Below are 19,050 nucleotides of genomic sequence, written 5' to 3'. Positions count from 1 at the left end.
ATAGCTCTGGCCACCCCCCGTCCATAGCTCCGCCCACCCCCCCGTCCCAGAGCTCCGGCCACCCCCGTCGGCTCGGCCCACAAGGCCCAACGCCCCTCCAAAGGCGGCTTCCCCACGTGAGCGTGCACTCGTTCAACGGCAGGGCCTTCGGCCAGGGCGGCGAGCGGTCCGGCGGGGGCGGCGCCCCGCGGGCCACCGCGGCCGACCGGACGGCGACGATCAAGCGGCTGACCGCCGACCTGTACCAGGTGGACACCGGGCAGCTCTACGACCAGGTGTTCGCCAACCTGGCCCGGATCGACCCGGCCATGCTGTTTGAGCGGGTGTTCGCGAACCTGTCCCGGCTGCGCAGCGCCCAGCTCGCCGACCAGGCCTTCGCTGCCCTGCGGATCTCCGACAGCTGGCCGATCATGGAGTGGACCATGGCCAACCTGTCGCGGCTGGAGACGGCGCGGCTGTACGGGCAGGTCTCGGTGACGTTGAGCAAGGTGGCCAACGGGTTCCAGGCCGCCGGGGCGTTCATGGTGCTGCTCGACGAGGGCCTGGCCGAGCTGGGCTGGTTCTTCGACGAGCGTGCCGGCGACCCGGCGGCCGAAGCGGTCGCCCGGGACCTGGCGCGGCTCGCCACTTCCCTGCCCTCCCAGCCGACGCCGGTCACCGACGTGCGCGCGACCTGGGACCCGTGGTTCCGCACCGGGCTGTTCGTCGGGGCCGCGCTGCTCGTCGCGGCGGAGGGGCCGGTCGGCCCGGGCGGCAGCGTGCGCGCCACCCGCATGGTGGACACCGGCGCCGGGCTGGTATGCCTGGTCCTCGCCTACGACGCGTTTCCGGACGTGACCGCCAGGCCCGACCGTCAGGCCGGCCTGTAGATCGACTCGATCTCAGCCGCGTACTTCTCCAGGATGACGCGCCGCTTGAGCTTGAGGGTGGGGGTCAGCTCCTCGCTGGCCGGGGTCCACTCGGCCGGCAGGATGACGAACTTCTTGACCTGCTCGACCTGCGAGACGTGCTCGTTGGCGTCGTCGACGGCGCGCTTGACCTCGGCCACGACGCGCTCGTCCTTGGCGAGGTACTCGACGCTGACCGAGGGCAGGTCGTGCTGCTTGGCCCAGGCGGGCGCGACCTCGGGGTCGAGCACGACGAGGGCGGACACGAACGGCCTGCGGTCGCCGATCGCGCAGGCCTGGCCGACCAGCGGGTGGCGCTTGAGCAGGGTCTCGAGGTTGGCGGGCGAGATGTTCTTGCCGCCGGCGGTGACGATCAGCTCCTTCTTGCGGTCCACGACCCGGATGAAGCCGTCGGGGTCGATGCTGCCGACGTCGCCGGTGTGCAGCCAGCCGTCGGCGTCGAAGGTCTCGGCGGTCTTGTCCTTTTCCTTGTAGTAGCCGGCGGTCACGTTGCCGCCGCGGATCAGGATCTCGCCGTCGTCGGCCAGGCGGATCTCGACGCCGGGCAGGGGCCTGCCGACCGTGCCGACCCTGGTCTGGCCGACTGGGTTGAGGGTGGCGCCGGCGGTGTTCTCGGTCAGCCCGTACCCCTCGGCGATGGGCAGGCCGAGGGCCAGGAAGAACTCGAGGACCTCGCCGGAGATGGGCGCGGCCCCGCTGACCGCCGCGCGGCAGTTGTCCAGGCCGAGCTTGGCGCGGATCTTGGCGAACACCAGACGGTCGAACAGGGCGCGCTGCAGCCGCAGGCCGGCGGGCACGGGCTTGCCTTCCTGCTCGAGGCGGACGGCCTTGCGGCCGACCTCGAGGGCGCGGGCGACGAGCTTGCGCCTGCGCTCGTCGGGCTCGGCGGCCAGCGCTGCGGCCACGCCGGCGTGGGCCTTCTCCCAGAGCCGGGGGACGGCCACGAACACGACCGGCCGGACCTCGGGGAGGTACTTCATGACCTCGAGGATCTCCGGGCAGAAGTGCACCTGCTGGGCGCTCCACAGGCAGACGTAGTGCCCCGTGAGCCGCTCGAAGCTGTGCGCGAGCGGCAGGTAGGAGAGGTATGGCGTGCCCGGGACGACCGGCTCGGCCAAGTTCCGCTCCACCGACGCGGCCGTCCACAGCGCGTTGCGGTGGGTGATGACGACGCCCTTGGGCGGGCCGGTCGTGCCCGACGTGTAGATCAGCGTGGCCGGGTCCTCCGGCTTGACCTGCTTCCAGCTCGCCTCGAACACATCCCGGTCGGCGGCCAGGGCGTCCCGGCCGATCGCCCGCAGGCGCTCCCAGGAGAGCACCCAGTCGTTGTCGGCGGCGCCGTCGGCCACGAGCACGACCCGCTCGAGGCTGGGGAGCTGGTCGCGCACCTTCTCGAAGCGCTCGAGGAAGCCCTTGTCCTCGACGACGGCCACCTTCGCCTCGCAGTGGGCCACGATGTAGGCGACCTGCTCGGGGGCGAGCGTGTTGTACAGCGACACCGGGGTGGCGCCGGCGTGGACGGCGCCGAGGTCGGCGATCAGGTGCTCGGGCCGGTTGCGGGCCATGATGGCGACGAAGTCCCCGCGACCGACGCCGAGGGCCGCCAGCCCCATGGCGACCTCGGCGACCTGCTGCCGGTAGTCGGCCCACGACAGCCGCCGCCAGGCATCCCCTTCCTTCCAGGCCAGCGCTGGCTCGCTGCCCCGCTCCTCGGCGTTGCGGAGCAGGATGTCGCAGAGCGTCCGACCGTCGATGGCGGCGTCGATCGAGGCGCGTACGGCAGAGACATCCGTTGTCGGCATGGCGACCTCTTCCGGGAGGGGGGCTGATCGCCCTAATCAGAGCATCCGTTCCTGGGCCGATCAAGGCCCGGCCACCGGCGCGTGCCGATCAGGGCCCGGCCCCTGGCCTGTCCCCTCCTGGCCGGTCAAGGACCTGGCTACCCGTGTGTTGCCCCGAGGCCCGGCCGCCGGCCAGGAACCAGCGCCGCCAAGTGGCAGCCGGCGCCCTGACCGAGGGCCCGGGCAGGCGCCCCCTGCAGGGCCGGGGACCGGGGCCGGGCAGGCGTTCGGAGCGGGAGGCCGGGGGCTCGAGCAGGCCTGGCGGTCGGGCCCCCGGCGGGCCCGGCTTGGCGAGCCCTTGGCCTCGTGCTCGCTAGCCCTTGGCCTCGTACTTGAAGGAGATCTTCACCCTGGCCCGGTAGGCGCGCACCTGGCCGTTCTCGAGCACCATGTCGAACTTGACGATCTCGGCCACGCGCAGGTCCCTGAGCGACTTGGCCGCGGTCTCCACGGCTGCGGTCGCGGCCCGCTCCCAGGACTCGGAGCTGGTTCCGACGAGCTCGGTGAAGGTATAGACGCTTTCCGCCATCGAAGGTCCCTTCCGTCGGGCGACTAGGTGCCGCGTACGCTCGCTGCCACCGGCGCGGCTGTCAAGCAGGAGGGCCGTCGAGCAGGGCGGCGGCCAGCTCTCCCCGGTGGACGGCGCCGTGGCCCTCGAACGCGTCGATCCACTGGGCTCGCTTGTAGAGGCGGTGCAGCGGGTGGTCCCAGGTGAAGCCGATGCCGCCCATGCACTGGATGGCGGTCTCGGCGGCCAGCACGGCGGCCTCCCCGGCGGCGGACTTGGCCGCGGCGCAGGCGACCGGCGCCTGCTCGTCGTCGCTGGCCACGCACCAGGCCGCCCAGTAGGCGAGGGAGCGGGCCAGCTCGGTGGCGACGTAGGCGTCGGCGATGCGGTGCGACACGGCCTGGTAGGACCCGATGGGGCGGCCGAACTGCTCGCGCTGGCCGGCGTGCTCGGTGGCAAAGCGGCGGGCCCGCTCGGCCACCCCGACCGCCTCGCAGGCGACCGCGGCCAGGGCGCGCAGGCGGGTCGCAGCGAGCACCGGGGCCGCCTCGCCGGGCGTGACGAGCAGGGCCGCGGGCGTGGCGTCGAGCACGAGGTCGCCGAGCCGGCGCGTGGTGTCCACGGTCGAGCGGGGCACCACCACGGCCCGCCCGTCGGTCAGGTCGACCAGCCACAGGCCAGCCCCCCCGTTCTGGTCGCGGTCGGCGTCGGCGGCGGCCCGCTCCTGCGGCTGGTCGCGGTCCGTGGCGCCGGCGGGCTCCCGCGGCTGGCCGCGGTCCCCGGCGTCGGCGGCCCCCCTGTGCTGGCCGCCGGCCGCGCCGGCCCGGGCGACCACCACCGCGACGCCGGCGATCGCCACGTCGGGCACCAGCCGCTTGGTCCCGGTCAGGTGCCACCCGTCGCCGTCCTGGGCGGCCGTGCAGGCCGCCGAGCCGCTCTCGGCGATGGTCCGCGGCCCGCCCGGCTCCGCCCAGGCCAGGGTGGCCGAGCGCTCTCCGGCGAGCACGGCCGCGAGCGCGTCAGGGACGGTCTTGGCGGCGGCCTCCAGCGCGGGCAGGGCGAGCCCGACCGTGGCCAGGAACGGCCCCGGGTACAGGGCGCGCCCGGTCTCCTCGAACAGCACCGCCTCGTCGACCAGGCTCGCGCCGGCGCCACCGTGGTCCTCGGCCACCGAAAGGCCGAGCCAGCCCAGGCTGGCGAGCCGCCCCCACGACGAGGGGTCCCAGCCCGGCTCGCCGTCGGCGAGCTCGGCCACCCGCTCGAGCGGGTGCCGCGTGGCGAGGAAGTCGCGCGCCGACTCCCTCAGCATCTCCTGCTCCTCGGAGAAGGCGAAGTCCATCCGGCGTCCCCCTAGCGGCTGCGGGGCAGGCCCACGACCCGCTCCGCGATGATGTTGCGCAGGACCTCGGAGGTCCCCGCCTCGATGGTGTTGCCCCGGCTGCGGAGCTGCTGGTACTGCCAGTAGCCGTTCCACACGGCGCCGTCCCCGTCGAGCTGGGCGTCGGGGCCGAGCAGCTCGAGGGCGAGCTTGGTGAGCCGCTGGTTCGACTCCGACCAGTGCAGCTTGGCCACCGACCCCTCGGGGCCAGGGACGCCGGTGCGGACCAGGCTGGTGAGGGCCCGGTAGTTGGTGAAGCGCAGGCCCTGCAGCTCCACCCACTGGCGGGCGATGCGGTCGCGCACCAGCGGGTCGTCGGCCGGCCGGCGCCCGGACCCGTCCGGGATGCGGGCGAGGGTGACGAGCCTGCGCAGCAGCACCTCCAGCCGCGTGGTGAGGGCGAAGCCGAGCGTGCCCCGCTCGTGGAGCAGTGTGGTCATGGCCACCGCCCAGCCGCCGTCGACCTCGCCGACGACCTGCTCGGCCGGGACCCGCACGCCGGTCAGGAAGATCTCGTTGAACTCAGGGTCCCCGGTGAGCTGGCGCAGGGGCCGCACCTCCACGCCGGGCGCGTGCATGTCGACGAGGAAGAAGGTGAGGCCGCGGTGCTTTGCCGCCTCGGGGTTGGTGCGGGCGAGCAGGATGCACCAGTCGGCGATGTGCGCGAACGACGACCACACCTTCTGGCCCTCGAGGACGAAGCCGTCGCCGTCGCGGACCGCCCGGGTGCGCAGCGCGGCCAGGTCGGACCCGGCCCCTGGCTCGGAGAACCCCTGGCAGAAGATCTGCTCGGTGGACAGGATCGGCTCGAGGTGGCGCGCCTTCTGCGCCTCGCTGCCGTGGGCCATGAGCGTCGGGCCGGCCATGCCCAGGCCGATCACGTTGACGTGGTCGGGCGCCTCGGTGCGGGCCAGCTCCTCGAGCAGGATGGCCTGGAAGGTGTAGGGAGCACCCCCGCCGCCGTACCGCTTCGGCCAGGTCAGCCCGGCGTAGCCGGCCTCGTAGAGCTTGCGGCTCCAGGCCCGGGCCTCGGCCTCGTCGCTGCGGCCGGCCTTGGGGTCACGCTCGGCCCAGCCGGCGGGCAGGTTCTCCCCCAGCCAGTCGCGCAGCGTCGCCCGGAAGCTCGCCTCCTCGGGCGTGTCGCGGAAGTCCATGCCTGCCTCCGGCTCGGCGGGCACCCACCGGGCCACGGGAGGCGGGGCCCGCGGGCGCCCGGACATCGTGAGGAACGGGTGCGATCACCATCATCCCGCCGATCGGCTCCAGCGGGAAGGCCCGGCGGGAGTGGTGGCGGGCCGCCGGGGGCCCGCCACCCGGTCAGCGGGTCGAGCCCTTGGGGGCCTGCACGAGCCCGATGGGCCGGCCGCCGTTGCCCTGGCCGCCGTTGCCCTCGGCCCGGTCGCGGCTGGCCTCCGCGGGCGCGGCCTTGCCGGTGCCCTTGCCGGGCTGGGCCGGCGCGGCATTGGCGGTACCGGCCGGATGGGTCGAGGCCGGGCTGCTCGCGCCGCTCGGGCTGACCCTGCTGGGCCGCTGCAGCGACTGCAGCGCGGTCACGGCCGGGCGGAGCTCCCGGAGCAGGCCGCGGGCGGTGCGCAGGTCGACGACGACGCCCTCGGCGGCCAGCGCCTCGACCAGGCCCTCCGGCGTGAGCGTGGCGGCATCCTCGCGCTCGTCGATGATGCGCGACGCCTCCAGGTACGGGGCCGGGACCCGGCTGGCGTTCCGCCTGGTCGCGCTCGGGCGCACCTCGCCCAGGGGCGAGCCGACCGAGGCCAGCGGTGCGGCCGTGCGCGGGGCCAGCTCGCTGCCCGCGTCGACCACCAGGGTCGCCCGCCGGCGGATCTCGCTCGGGCGCTCGAGCCGCCGCGGGCTGGCCGACCCGGCCGGGCTGGCGCCGGCGGGGGCGGTGTCGGGCGGGGCGGTGTGGGGCGCGGACGGCTGGACGTCCCGCTCGATGCTGGCCGCGATGTGCTCCTCAGGGGGGGCCGGCGCGGGACCGCCAGCCTCGAGGGCGGCCGGCGCCGGCGCAGGCGCCTGGGCGACCGCGAGCTGCCCGGCCAGCGCGGCCTGGAACTCCATGGCCTCCTCGTGCAGGCGCATGGCGCGCAGGGCGGTGGCGCGGCGCAAGACCATCATGAGCAGCTCCACGCCGAGCACCAGGGCGGCCGGGGGGATGGCCGCGACGCCCCGGGCGGCCCAGTTGTGGTCGGCGTGGGCGACGTTGAGGATGAAGCTGACCAGGGCGGCGCCGAACAGCAGCAGCTTCGGCCAGATGATCTCCCACCACTTGCGCTGCCTGGCGGTGGTGACGAACCACAGGTCGGCGCCGGTCGCCACGATGATGAACGAGTCGACCAGGAGCGGGATCGCCCAGCCGTGCTCGGGCGCGATCCCGGCCGAGCGCGTGGCATACGCCCGGATGGCCTCGAAGCTCGTGTAGAAGGCCAGGCACGCGATGCCGGCCACGATGGCCCCGAGGATGGCGACCAGGGTCGATCTGAACCGCAGCAGCCACTGGTCGGCGGCGTCGGCGGTCAAGGACGGCATGGGTCCAGCGGTCACGAAGCGACTCCCCCATCATGGCGATGCGCAGAGGTACGAGGATCGCTTCTTCTACAACATCAGCCGCCGATGTGACGAACCCGCTGGTTCCGGCCTATGCATCACGACCCGTTCCGGACCGTACCGGCAGCTGTCACCCGCCGACCCGCACCCTGTCACCCGCCGACCCGCACCACGGTGCGGCCGCGGCCCCTGCCGGCCAGCACCTCGTCGAGCACGGCGTCGACCTGGTCGAGGGGGACCTCGCGGGTGATCGACTCGTCGAGCCCGCGCGGCCGCAGGTCGCCGGCCAGGCGCTCCCAGACCCGGCGGCGCCCCTCGATCGGGGTGTGCACCGAGTCGATCCCGAGCAGCGCCACGCCGCGCAGGATGAAGGGCAGGACGGTGGTGCGCAGCTCGACGCCGCCGGTGTTGCCGCTCGTGGCCACCGCCGCGCCCTGGCGCAGGGTGCGCAGGGCGTAGGCCAGGCCGGCGCCGCCCACCGGGTCCACGCAGCCGGCCCAGCGGGCCGACTCGAGCGGCTTGCCGCTCTCGCCCGAGGTAGCCTCGCGCGGCAGGACCTCGTCGGCGCCCAGGTCGCGCAGGAACGCCTCCTGGTCGGCCTTGCCGGTGCTCGCCGCCACCTGGTAGCCGCGCTGGGCGAGGATGCCGACCGCGGTGGACCCCACCCCGCCGCTGGCGCCGAGCACCAGGACCGGCCCGTCGCCCGGATCCAGGCCGTGTTCCTCGAGGGTCTGCACCGACAGCGCGGCGGTGTACCCGGCGGTGCCCAGCGCCATCGCCTGGCGCAGGCTGAGGCCGTCCGGGAGGGGCACGACCCAGTCGGCCGGGACCCGGGCGTACTCGGCGAAGCCGCCGTGGTGGCTCACGCCGAGGTCGTAGCCGTGGGCGAGGACCCGGTCCCCCGGGCCCAGCTCGGGCGCGTCGCTGGCGACCACCTCCCCGGCCAGGTCGATGCCTGGCACGAGCGGCGAGATCCTGGCCACCCGCCCGTTGGGGCTGACCGCGAGCGCGTCCTTGTAGTTGACGCTCGACCAGGCCACCCGCACCGTGACCTGCCCGTCGGGCAGGTCGTCCAGGGTCAGCGAGTCGATCCGCCGGTCGACCCGGTCGTCGTGCCGCTCGGCGACGAGCGCCCTGAAGCTCTCCACGTGGCTCCTCCTGTCCGCTCCCGGCCCGCCGCGCCCACAGGCGCGCCCGTGCGTCGCGCCCAGCGGGCGCCTCGTGCCAAGGTGTCGTCCGCCGCCCGGTCCCACAAACCCCCGGGTGTGGGAGCTTCTCCAGCCGCCAGCCGGCCCGGCGCTGGAAGGTGCTCCTGGACACCTCGTCGGCCCGATCGGCATCCTACCCGCCATGCCGTCCGACGCCGCTCTGCGGGATCGCTGTCCCGCAGGGAGGGAAGCCGGTAGCCTCCCTGGCACGGCCACGGCCCGCCGCGCGCGGACCCTCGGCCCTGGCCAGCCGGCGGGCAGGCTGCGACGCTGCCAGCGCGAGCGAGGAGGGCAAGACCCGAGACCGCACCGGCATCCGCTATCGACGAGGAGTAAGCGATGAACGCGCAGGACCTCACCACCACCGCGAAGGCGATCGTCGCCCCGGGCAAGGGCATCCTCGCCGCCGACGAGAGCTCCGGAACGATCGAGAAGCGCTTCCGGTCCATCGGCGTCGCCTCGACCGAGGAGCACCGCCGGGCCTACCGAGAGCTGCTGTTCACCACCGACGGCGCGGGCGAGTTCATCAGCGGGGTCATCCTGTTCGACGAGACGATCCGGCAGCGGGCGGCCGAGGGGACCCCGCTCCCTGAGGTGCTCAGCCGCCAGGGCATCATCCCCGGCATCAAAGTGGACAAAGGCACCACTGACCTGGCCGGGTTCCCCGGCGAGAAGATCACCGGGGGCCTGGACGGCCTCCGCGGCCGGCTGGCCGAGTACTGCGACCTCGGCGCGAGGTTCACCAAGTGGCGGGCGGTCATCACCATCGGCGACGGGATCCCGACCCGTACCTGCATCGCCGCCAACGCCGACGCGCTGGCTCGCTTCGCCGCGCTGTCGCAGGAGGCGGGGCTCGTGCCGATCGTCGAGCCCGAGGTGCTGATGGACGGCGCCCACACGATCGAGCGCTGCCACGAGGTGACCGCCGACACGCTCGGCGCCGTGTTCGCTGTGCTGCGGGAGCACCGCGTCCAGCTCGACGGCATGCTCCTCAAGCCGAACATGGTCCTGTCGGGCGGCGACTGTCCCGAGCAGGCCGGCGTGCAGGAGGTCGCCGAGGCGACCGTCCGCTGCCTGCGCGACAGCGTGCCCGCGTCCGTGCCTGGCATCGTCTTCCTGTCCGGCGGCCAGACCGACGAGGCGGCCACCGCGCACCTGAACGCGATGAACCGGCTCGGCCCGCAGCCGTGGCAGCTCAGCTTCTCCTACGGGCGCGCGCTGCAGGCCCCGGCGCTCAAGGCCTGGAAGGGCGTGCCCGCCAACGGCCCGGCAGCCCAGCGGGCCTACTACCACCGGGCCCGGCTGAATGGCGCCGCCCGGTTCGGCCGCTACACCCAGGAGATGGAGGCGGTCGGGTAGGTCCCTGAACCGCGCTGCCCGCTTGCCGCCGCGGTCTCGATCCCCCACAGCCAGCGCTCGGCATAGTGGTGTGCGACCTGAGCGGCGCGGTCATCACCCTGGTGCGAACGGCGATAGGCGGCGTGGCGGGCGAGCAGCACCGCGGCGTACGTGCGGCCAAGGCGGAGCGCGAAATCGCGCATCTGTTCCTGGAGCGCGTCGCCGTCAGCGTCCGGCCAGGCACGCACGCGCTCCAGCAGGGCCGCACGCGAACGATCCACGAGGTCCACGCCGACGCCCGTCGCCGGCGCCGCGCGCACGGCGGTGATGTGCTCGGCCAGGTCCCCCAGGAGCGCGGTGACGGCTTGCTCCCTGGATTCCGCACGCAGCAGGTCGAGGCTCAGCACATTGGTCGTGCCCTCCCAGATCGGCAGCACCTGCGCGTTGCGCAGCAGCCGCGGGATGCCGGTGTCCTCGATGTACCCGGCGCCGCCGAAGGCCTCGACCACCTCGCTGGCATGGGCGACGGCGTCCTTGGCGGTGAGCAGCTTGATGGTGGGGATGAGCGCCCGCAGCGCACGCTGCTCCAGCTCGCTCGCTGCCCCGTGCTCGAGCCGGCCCAGCAGCTGCATCCCACGCGCCACCAGCGCGAATCCGGCCTCCGCCTCGACCGCCAGGTCGGCCAGGGTCGCCCTGTGCAGCGGCAGGTCGACGAGCGGCCGGCCGAACGCTTGGCGTGCGCGGGCGTACGCCAGCGCCAGCTCCAGCCCCCGCCGCATGCCCGCAGCGGAGCTGAGCGCGTTGTGCATCCGCGTGACGTTGAGCATCCCGGCGATCTTCTTCAGGCCCCCGTCGACGCTGCCCACCGGGGTCGCGTGGGCGCCCGCCAGCGTGAGCTCCGCGGTGGGCAGCGCCCGCGTCCCAAGCTTGTCCTTCAGCCGGTTCACCAGGATGGTCGAGCCAAGTTGCGTCTGGCCGCTGCGCGGGTCGATCCGCTCGACGAGGAACAGGCCGAGGCCCCGGCTGCCGTCCGGCGCACCTTCGGGCCGGGCGAGCGCGAGCGCGCAGTCGGCGTCCGTCGCCGAGGTGAACCACTTGACGCCGTGCAGGCGCCACCCTCCTGCCTCGTCGCAGCGCGCCACCGTCGCGGTGCCACCCACGTCGGAACCGCCCTCTCGCTCGGTCATCCACTGACCCGATGTCCAGGCGCGCTCGGGGTCGCGGCTCGTCAGGCGGGGCACGACTCGCGCGCGCAGCTCGGCGGGCGCGTGGTCGACCAGCACGCGGACGGCCGCGTCGGTCATGGCCACAGCGCAGGTGTAGACGGCGGAGGAGGGGGCGTAGAGATGGAGCAGCGCGTGCTGGACGATGCGGTCGTAGCGGCCGTGGTGGTCCTCGTAGGGAAGGGCGCACAGGCCTGCTCGCGCCTGGACGGCGTGCAGCTGCGACCAGGCCGGGCTCAGCTCGATCCGGTCGATGCGCCTGCCCCACGGGTCGTGCTGCACCAGCCTGGGCGGGGTCCCCTCGGCCTCCTCCGCCAGCCGTGCCAGGTCGCCGGCCGCGGCCTCGCCCATCTGGTCGAGCGCGGGCTCGACCTGCGTGCGGACCTCCTCGGGAAGCAGCCGCTCGAGGTACTCGTGAAGGACCGCGTCCGAGCGGTAGGTGTTCCGCAGCCGTGGCGGCTCCTGGAAGAACATGCGGCGGTCCCCCTTCGGCGCCGTGCCCGGGTTCGAGACCTCCTGGGTCGGTGCCATCTCCTCAGTACAGCCCCGGCCCGCCGGGTCGTCAACCAGGCGCGGCGGGCCGGCGTCCGCCAGCCGGCCGGAGGAGCGCCGCCCGACCCGCGACGGGTCACACGATGCCGCCGACCACCGCGCCGATGGCCAGGATGACCAGGTAGGAGGCGATGCCGCCGCCGATCACCACGGCCCGCAGCCAGGCCGGGAGCCGCGGGCGGCCGGCCACGTGGTAGGCGAGCACGCCGAGGAACGGCACCAGGAACACGACCAGGACCCAGGCGCTGGTGGCGCCCCGGCCGAGGTCGTCGCGCCGGGCCAGGTCCCACAGCGCGAGCGAGGTCCACGCCGTGTAGAGCACGAACGGCAGCAGGTAGGCGTACAGGCCGAACAGGGCCTGCCAGACCGAAGTGGCCAGGATGGGGACGCCGAGCACGGTGGGCTCCTTGCGGGTCGTGACGTCGAGGCCGGCCGGGGCGGCAGGCAGCGCGATCCGGTCCAGGTCGAGGTCGAGGCTCTGGTAGACGCCCACGGCCGGGCGCACGGGCGCGCCCGCGCCGCCGGGGAGCTGCCGCTGCGGCGGTGGCGGCGGCGCGTCCCTGGACTGGTTGCGCGGGTACGCTCCGGTGTTGCCCTCGGCGACCAGGCCGAGGCTCTGCACCGTGGTCGACAGGTCCATGCGGGCCGGCAGCCGCAGGCCGCGGCAGGGCTGCAGCCATTCGATCCCGACCGGGATGGAGGTGCGGATGCGGTTGCCGGTGAAGCAGTTGCCAGCCCCGGCCGGGCCCGACAGCGCGATGTCGGCGCGCCCCGAGCCCTCCACGAGGTTGCCGCGGACCTGGTTGCGGGAGGCGGTCCACAGGTGCTTGTCGAGGTTGGGGGTGACAAGGATGCCGTGGTTGGGGTGGTTCACCACCCGGTTGCGCTCGACCCGGTTGTCGTTGCCGCCGGCGAGGATGATCCCGTTGCCGAACGAGCTCCACTCGATCGCCTCGACCGGTGCGGTGCGGCTGCCGTTGCCCTCGACCAGGTTGCCGACCAGGTCGACCCGGGAGAAGGGCGGCAGCAGCTCGCTGTCCAGGGTGTTGGGCACGATCCCGGAGACGTTGCCGCGGAAGGTCGAGCGGATGATGTGGAGGTCGCCGCCGGCGTTGGTGCCCGAGTAGCCGAGGCCGTTGCCGAACGAGGTGACGCCGTCGATCACCGCGTCGCAGGGGTTGCACTGGCCGATGTAGAACCCGGCGTCGTAGGAGCCGGACGCCCACGACTGCTCGAACAGCCCGTCCGTGGAGTCGAACGCGTAAATCCCGTAGACCTCGTTGTTGTAGGCGGTGACGTAGGAGGACCGGAAGCCCTTGACCCCGGTCCAGAACAGCCCGTTGACCTTGCCGTTGCGCACGGTGAGGTTCTCGACCGCGACCCCGTCGGCGGTGACGCTGATGCCGTTGGCGCGCCGGTACTCGCCGTCGACAACGACCGTGTTGCGGTTGCGGCCGCGGATCGTGAGCGACGGGGTGCGGACCTTGACCTCCTCCCTGTACACCCCCGGCTCGACCAGGACGAGGTCGCCCGGCCCGGCCACGTCGACCGCTCCCTGGATGGTCCGGTACGCGCCGGGAACCCGCCTGGTCACGCCGCTCGGCCTGGGCGTGGCCGGGGCCGCCACCCCGCCCGCGGCGGTGCGCGGGTCGTAGGCGGCGTCGCCGACCACGAGGACCGCGGCCATCCCCTGGCTACCGTCCGAGGTGGCGTGGAAGGTGCAGTAGAACCGGTAGACGCCGGGCCGGTCGGCGACGATCTCGGCGGCCCGGTCGCGCTCGATGGTCTGCGGTGTCCGCCAGGCGCCGCCGACCGCGACCGCGTTGTGGACCGTGTAGCCCTGGTTCTCGAAGCGGACCGGCGTGCCGACCGGGACCCGGGTGACGTCGCGGGCGTAGAAGTTGTCGAACATGTCGACCGAGACCGACGGCCGGCCCTCCTCGCCGTCGCCCGTGCAGCCGGCGAGCGTGGCCGCGACGGGCAGGGCCAGCAGCGCGAGCGACCGCCAGGACGCGGCCAGGCGCCCGCGCATCGACCACCTCCCGTGGGTGCCGGCGGCCCGCGACCGCGCCCGTGCGGGCGGGTCTGCCCGGCGCTGCGCGCAGTCTGCCACGCGGGAGGCCGCCGCGATACCGGCGGGCGAGGCTCAGGGGCGGGGGACGGTGCCGACGTTGCCCACGGGACCAGGCCGGTGAGTACCGGCGCCGGCCGAGCGGCGCCGGCGACTCGAGCGCCTCGCGGGCCGCTCAGGCCGGGCTGGCCAGCGCGGCCGCCTCCTCATGGTGGACCACCTGGGCCAGGGCCTGGATGAACGCCGGGGAGGTGTTGGGCAGCTCGATGCGGTGGAACTCGAGGCCCGCCTGCTCGGCCTCCTCGCGGGCGGCCACGTCGATGTCGTAGAGGATCTCGAGGTGGTCGGCGAGGAACTGGATCGGCACGACCAGGACGCCGGCGTGCCCGGCCGCCCGGATCCCCGGGAGCAGGTCCTTCAGGTCGGGCTTGAGCCACTCCTCGGGGGTGTGGCCGGCGCTCTGGTAGGCGAACTGCCAGCGTCCGGCCTCGAGCCCGGTCCTGGCCACCACGGCGTCCACGGTGGCCCGGAGCTGGTCGAGGTAGCCGGGGTCGCGGTCCACGACCGCCTTGGGCAGGCTGTGGGCGGTGAACACGACCGGGATGCCGCCCTGGCCCGCGGCGCGGAGGCGGTCGAGCGCCTGGCCGACCCGCCCGGCCAGCGAGTCCAGGAACGCCGGGGTCTCGTGCCAGGATCCGGCCACCGTGACGGCCGTGTCGGGCCCGAGCGCCGGCGCGGCCGCGTCCACCGCCCGCCCGTACCCGCCCATGATGACCGGCGAGTACTGGGGGGCGAGCACGACGCCCACCAGCCGCCGCACGCCCGCGCCGGCGAGCCGCGCGACCGCGTCGGCGATCCAGGGCGCCGAGTGCAGCATGCCGACCTCGACCCGGTAGCGGCCCGGGCCGGGCTCGGCGTCGAGCAGCTCCTGCAGGGCCGCGCCCTGGGCCCGGGTGATGTCGACCAGCGGGGACCGGCCGACCAGCCGGTAGCGCCGCTGGAACTCGGCCACCAGCGCCGGGTCGGGGTCGCGGCCCCGGTAGACGCTCCGCAGGTAGGCGGGGACGTCGTCGGCGGTGACGGCCGAGCCGTAGGTCATGAGCAGCACGCCGACCGGGCGCCGGCTGACCGAGGCGGGATCGTGTCGCATGAGCACCTCCGGGGTCAGGCCTGGCCGGCCGGTGCCATGGCGGCCGCCGCGCGGCCGCCGCGGGCGGTGGCCGCGTGGACCAGCTCCGCCAGGGCGGCGAGGTTGTCGGAGGGCGTGTCGGGCAGGACGCCGTGGCCGAGGTTGAACACGTGGCCGGGCCGGCCGCCGGCCGCGTCAAGGATGCGGCCGGCCTCGCGCTCGACCACCTCCATCGGGGCCAGCATCACGGCCGGGTCGAGGTTGCCCTGGATCCCGAGGCCCGTGCCGATGCGGGACCAGGCCTCGTCCAGCGGCACCCGCCAGTCGACGCTGACCAGGTCGCAGCCTGCCGAGGCCATCTGCTCGAGCAGGCCGACGGTGCCGGTGCCGAAGTGGATGCGGGGCACGCCGGCGCCGGCCAGCCCCTCGAAGATGCGCCGGCTGTAGGGCAGGACGTGCTCGGCGTACTCGCGGCGGCCGAGGTCGCCCATCCAGGAGTCGAACAGCTGGACGACCTGGGCGCCCGCGTCGACCTGGGCCCGCAGGTAGCGGATGGTGACCTCGGTGAGGGTGGCCATCAGCCGGTGCCACAGGTCGGGCCGCCCGTACATGAGCGCCTTGGAATGGGCGTGGTCTCTGGACGCACGGCCCTCGACGAGGTAGGACGCGACCGTGTAGGGCGCGCCGGCGAAGCCGATGACCGCCGCCCGCCCGGCCAGCTCCTGACGGACCAGCCGGATCGCCTCGAACAGCCCGGGGGTGGCGTCCTCGGCGTCGACGACCCGAAGCCCGTCGATCGCCTGCTCGTCTCGCACCGGGGCGTGGACGATCGGCCCGACGCCCGGGTCGATGGAGAACGGCACGCCCATCCCGTAGAGCGGCAGCATGATGTCGGCGTACAGCACCGCGGCGTCGACCCCGAGCACGTCCACCGGCATCAGCGTGACCTGGGCGCACAGCTCCGGCGTCAGCGTCATCGTCAGGATGTCGTGGCGGTCGCGCAGCTCGCGGTAGCCGGCCAGGCACCGCCCGGCCTGGCGCATGAACCACACCGGCGTGGCGTCGACCTGCTCGCGGCGGCAGGCGGCGAGCATGCGCTGCTCGCCCGTCATGCTCGGCTCCTTCGTTCCTGGCGGCAACGGGCCTCCCTCTCGACGGCGTCACCCATGAGTCACCCATGAGAGTCACCCACTGAGAGTCACCCATGAAGGGTACGCGAGGCGGCCACGGGACGGTTGCGGCAGGCGCTCCACGGCCCCGCCGCCCAAGGTGGGCGACGCGCCGGTGCCCGAGTGCGACCAGGTGCTCGACGGCCAGGGTCGCCCCGGCCTCGTCGTCGACGGTGACGCTGGGGACCCCGGGGGGCCCGCGCCCGCCGACCAGCAGCGCCGGCAGGCCGCCGAGGTCGCCCGGCCGCACGCGCTCGCCGGGTGCGGCGACCCGGAGGAGCCCGTCGACCCACCCCGTCAGGGCCGGGACGCGCTCGGTCAGCGGACCGGTCGCCACCAGCAGCGCGTAGCCGGCGGCGGCCGCGCGTTCCCCGGCGCTCGTGGCCACCCGCGCCAAGACTGCGTCGCCCAGGTCGGGGACGACCATGCCGATGGCCATGGTCCGCTGGGTCTTGAGACTGCGGGCAGCCGTGTTGGGCTGGTAGTTCAGCCGCCTGGAGGCGTCCAGGACCCGCTGGCGGGTCTCCGGCCGGATGGAGAGCCGGCGGTCGCCGGAGAGCACGCGCGACACCACCGACGTGTCGACGCCAGCCAGCTTGGCGACGTCCTTGAGCCGCACCTGCGCCTCGGGGCGGACCTGCTCGGCTGCCATGAAGGAAGTCTCTCGACGCGGGAGTGATCGTGGTCATGCTAACTGGCTGCGGCAACAGGCCAACCGGCGTGCGTGGCGACATGGCAGGATGCGGCTCAGGGCCAGATCCGCTGCGCCAGCGGCCGGTCCGGCTGGCGAGCCAGGCGACGCCGTGGTGCTTGCGCCGGCTCCCTAGCCAGCGGGGTGGCCGTCGCCGGTGCCGGCTGGCTCAGCGATGCAGGCGGTGCCCACCCGGCGGAACCCGAGGCGGGCGTAGACGCGGGCGACCGCGACGTCGCCCGCGGACAGGAACACGGTGGTGATGCCGCGGGCGCCCGCGTCCTGGACGAGCAGGCTGGTCACGGCGGCGCCCAAGCCGCGGCGGCGCATCGCCGGCAGGGTGGCGACCCCGACGACCTCGGTGACGGCGCCGACGGGCTGGTGGCTGCCGACCGCGACCGGCTGGCCGCCGAGCCGCGCGACCACGGTCACGGTGCGCCCGGTGGCCAGCCGGTCGCGCATGAAGGCCAGCCGCTGGGGAGGGAGCTCGGCGGCCAGCCCGGCCAGGGCGTCCGGTCCGGCGGCGCCCACGGCCGTGCCCGGTGCGGAGAACGCGACCTGGGCCACGGCCGTCACGGGCGCGAGGTCGTCCTCGGGCGTGACCAGGCGGAGCTCGACTCCCTCGGGCGGCGGTACGGAGCGGGCGTCGTCGGCGGCCAGCACCATGAGCGGTAGCTCGGCGACGGCGAGGCCGGCCGCCTCGGCCGCTGGCTTGAGGTCCGGTGTGGTCTCGGCGACCCACTCGAACGCCTCGGGCACGCCGAGCGCGCGCTGCAGCCGGCGCATGGCGGCGACGTCCTCGGCTCCGACCGCGGCCGCACCGAGCCGCGGCCGGGCGTAGTACGGCCAGCCGGGCCCATCGGCGACGAACAGGGTGAGTGGCCCGACCGTCTCGGCCCGGGCCGCCGTCCGGGGGACGGCGTCGTAGTAGGCCTCGAGCCGGGCGAGCACCGACCCCGAGGGCTCCGAGTCCGAGTCGGTGCCAGACGCGGGATGGGTGGTCATGAGCGGTGGCGCCGCCCGGGTCGCGGCCCAGGGTCGGTCCGGCCGCCGTCGCGGAGCAGGGGGGACGGGTGGCCGCTCAAGCCGGGCCTGGCCCTCCTCACGCCGGGGCCGGTCCTCCCGGTCCCTTTCCCTTGCCCTTGAACCGGTCGCGCAGGTCGTCGCTGACCTCGGCGAAGGTAGTCGACAGGGCCTCGCCCAGCGAGTCCGCCGCCCGCTTGGTCTCCTCCCCGAACGCCGGGTCGCGCACGGCGTTCCCGACCGCGGTGAACGCCTGGTCCAGGGAGTCCGCGAGCCTGCGGAGCGCTGCCTCCATCTCCCTGCGGTCGGCCGGCGCGGCCCCTTCCTGCCCGCCCCGCTCCTCGTAGTGCTGCTTCACCCGGCGACCGAGGGCGGCGAAGCGCTCCCCCACGTCGTCCCATGCCTGCCTGCTCTCGGCCATCCCCGTCCCTCCGTCCGCGTCGCCTGAAGCGCGAGGCCTCGCGGCCCGCGAGCCGCCGCGCAACTGGATCATACGCAGGAGCGCACCGGCCCTGCCCAGGATCACCTTCACGTCGACGTTGATTTCCCGTCCACAGCAGGTGGCAGCCCTCGACACGATCACCATCGCACCGTCGCCGCGGGTGTGATCCGTGGCGCTGTGGCGGGATGCAGTTGATCTGGGCGGTGGGACTTCCGTCGCCTGCTCGTCACTCCTGGCCAAGGATCGCGCCGAGGATCGCCGCGGTCTTGTCAGGAGCCGCACCACGGGCGCAGATGCTCTCCATGACATGCAGGTACTGGTCGACGTCGTCACGTTTGTCCAGATAGACGGCGTTGGTCAGGTGCTCGAGGTAGACCACGTCCGGCAGCTCCTCGTCGGGGAACCGCAGGATGCTGAACGCCCCCACCATGGCCGGATGCGCGCCGGCACTGAACGGCAGGACCTGCAAGACCACGTTCGGCAGCCCGGCGGCCTCGACCAGCCGCTCGAGCTGGACACGCATCACCTTCCGGCCGCCGACCGGCCGGCGCAGCGCCGCCTCGTCCACCACCGCCCACAGCCGCGGGCCGTCGTCCTGGGCGAGCAGCCGCTGGCGGGTCAGCCGCAGCGTGATCTTTCGTTCCAGCTCCTCCGGCGAGTCGTCCAGCTGCGCGCCCCGGATCACCGCGCGCATGTAGTCCTCGGTCTGCAGCAGGCCGGGGACGAACTGGCCCTCGTAGGTCCGGATGAGCCCTGCGGCGGACTCCAGGTCCACGAAGGCCCGGAACCACTGGGGTAGGACGTCGCTGTACTCGACCCACCAGCTCTGGGCGTTGGCCTCGCGGGCCATCGCGAGGAGCAGCGCGACCTCGAGCGGGTCGGTGACGTCGTAGAGCTTGAGCAGGTCCACGATGTCGCGCTCCTTGTAGCCGACCTGGCCGTTCTCCAGCCGGTGGATCTTCCATTCGGATGCGCGGATCGCCTCGCCGGCCTGCTCGCGGGTG

At 74.2% G+C, this 19,050-nt stretch carries 16 protein-coding genes; 3 read left to right on the top strand and 13 right to left on the bottom strand.

What is annotated here, in order from left to right:
• The first annotated feature begins 116 nt into the window (after nucleotides 1–116).
• Nucleotides 117–869 carry a hypothetical protein gene (locus tag VG276_18440; protein HEV8651312.1) on the top strand — a complete coding sequence of 251 codons (753 nt, stop codon included), beginning with the start codon at nucleotides 117–119 and terminating at the stop codon, nucleotides 867–869.
• On the opposite strand, the gene VG276_18435 is transcribed toward VG276_18440, so the two are convergent.
• From VG276_18435 to VG276_18410, 6 genes are all read right to left on the bottom strand, one after another.
• Nucleotides 854–2,710: a long-chain fatty acid--CoA ligase gene (locus VG276_18435; protein HEV8651311.1), complete on the bottom strand. Its 1,857-nt coding sequence runs from the start codon at nucleotides 2,708–2,710 to the stop codon at nucleotides 854–856. The two genes, VG276_18440 and VG276_18435, sit on opposite strands and share 16 nt — an antisense overlap.
• Nucleotides 2,711–3,062: 352 nt before the next feature.
• A complete protein-coding gene (locus VG276_18430) occupies nucleotides 3,063–3,278 on the bottom strand; it encodes a dodecin family protein (GenBank protein ID HEV8651310.1) in 216 nt (71 codons plus the stop codon).
• A 61-nt stretch (nucleotides 3,279–3,339) separates the two neighbouring features.
• Nucleotides 3,340–4,596 carry an acyl-CoA dehydrogenase family protein gene (locus VG276_18425; protein HEV8651309.1) on the bottom strand — a complete coding sequence of 419 codons (1,257 nt, stop codon included), beginning with the start codon at nucleotides 4,594–4,596 and terminating at the stop codon, nucleotides 3,340–3,342.
• 11 nt (nucleotides 4,597–4,607) lie between these two features.
• Nucleotides 4,608–5,789: an acyl-CoA dehydrogenase family protein gene (locus VG276_18420; protein ID HEV8651308.1), complete on the bottom strand. Its 1,182-nt coding sequence runs from the start codon at nucleotides 5,787–5,789 to the stop codon at nucleotides 4,608–4,610.
• A 163-nt stretch (nucleotides 5,790–5,952) separates the two neighbouring features.
• On the bottom strand, nucleotides 5,953–7,197 hold the full coding sequence (locus VG276_18415; protein HEV8651307.1) for a DUF2637 domain-containing protein: 1,245 nt from the start codon (nucleotides 7,195–7,197) through the stop codon (nucleotides 5,953–5,955).
• Nucleotides 7,198–7,352: 155 nt separating this feature from the next.
• Nucleotides 7,353–8,348, bottom strand: a complete 996-nt coding sequence (locus VG276_18410; GenBank protein HEV8651306.1) for an oxidoreductase — start codon at nucleotides 8,346–8,348, stop codon at nucleotides 7,353–7,355.
• 399 nt (nucleotides 8,349–8,747) lie between these two features.
• Here VG276_18410 and VG276_18405 point away from each other — a divergent pair, with 399 nt between their 5' ends.
• Nucleotides 8,748–9,767 carry a class I fructose-bisphosphate aldolase gene (locus VG276_18405; GenBank protein HEV8651305.1) on the top strand — a complete coding sequence of 340 codons (1,020 nt, stop codon included), beginning with the start codon at nucleotides 8,748–8,750 and terminating at the stop codon, nucleotides 9,765–9,767.
• Here VG276_18405 and VG276_18400 read toward each other — a convergent pair.
• The 4 genes from VG276_18400 to hemE all read right to left on the bottom strand — a co-directional run bounded on the left by VG276_18400 (nucleotide 9,737) and on the right by hemE (nucleotide 15,833).
• Nucleotides 9,737–11,500 (bottom strand): acyl-CoA dehydrogenase family protein, encoded by a 1,764-nt coding sequence (locus tag VG276_18400; GenBank protein ID HEV8651304.1) that lies wholly within the window; start codon nucleotides 11,498–11,500, stop codon nucleotides 9,737–9,739. The two genes, VG276_18405 and VG276_18400, sit on opposite strands and share 31 nt — an antisense overlap.
• 97 nt (nucleotides 11,501–11,597) lie before the next feature.
• A complete protein-coding gene (locus VG276_18395; GenBank protein ID HEV8651303.1) occupies nucleotides 11,598–13,553 on the bottom strand; it encodes a right-handed parallel beta-helix repeat-containing protein in 1,956 nt (651 codons plus the stop codon).
• Nucleotides 13,554–13,767: 214 nt separating this feature from the next.
• On the bottom strand, nucleotides 13,768–14,742 hold the full coding sequence (hemH, locus tag VG276_18390) for a ferrochelatase (GenBank protein ID HEV8651302.1): 975 nt from the start codon (nucleotides 14,740–14,742) through the stop codon (nucleotides 13,768–13,770).
• 14 nt (nucleotides 14,743–14,756) lie between these two features.
• Nucleotides 14,757–15,833, bottom strand: a complete 1,077-nt coding sequence (gene hemE, locus VG276_18385) for a uroporphyrinogen decarboxylase (GenBank protein ID HEV8651301.1) — start codon at nucleotides 15,831–15,833, stop codon at nucleotides 14,757–14,759.
• 172 nt (nucleotides 15,834–16,005) lie between these two features.
• Here hemE and VG276_18380 point away from each other — a divergent pair, with 172 nt between their 5' ends.
• A complete protein-coding gene (locus VG276_18380; protein HEV8651300.1) occupies nucleotides 16,006–16,569 on the top strand; it encodes a hypothetical protein in 564 nt (187 codons plus the stop codon).
• Between the two features lie 144 nt (nucleotides 16,570–16,713).
• Here the strand turns inward: VG276_18380 and VG276_18375 are convergent, their stop codons facing one another.
• The 3 genes from VG276_18375 to VG276_18365 form a co-directional block, all read right to left on the bottom strand.
• Complete coding sequence (locus tag VG276_18375) at nucleotides 16,714–17,586, bottom strand: GNAT family N-acetyltransferase (protein HEV8651299.1); 873 nt, start codon at nucleotides 17,584–17,586, stop codon at nucleotides 16,714–16,716.
• Between the two features lie 97 nt (nucleotides 17,587–17,683).
• Nucleotides 17,684–18,025, bottom strand: coding sequence for a hypothetical protein (locus VG276_18370; protein HEV8651298.1), 342 nt, complete (start codon nucleotides 18,023–18,025; stop codon nucleotides 17,684–17,686).
• 247 nt (nucleotides 18,026–18,272) lie between these two features.
• Nucleotides 18,273–19,050, bottom strand: a 778-nt coding sequence (locus VG276_18365; GenBank protein HEV8651297.1) for a DUF5753 domain-containing protein, incomplete at its 5' end; no start/stop codon positions are given.

The organism is Actinomycetes bacterium (assembly GCA_036000965.1).
GTDB lineage: Bacteria > Actinomycetota > CALGFH01 > CALGFH01 > CALGFH01 > DASYUT01.
Note: the sequence above shows the minus strand (reverse complement) of the source record. Positions and strands in the feature narration are given on the sequence as shown.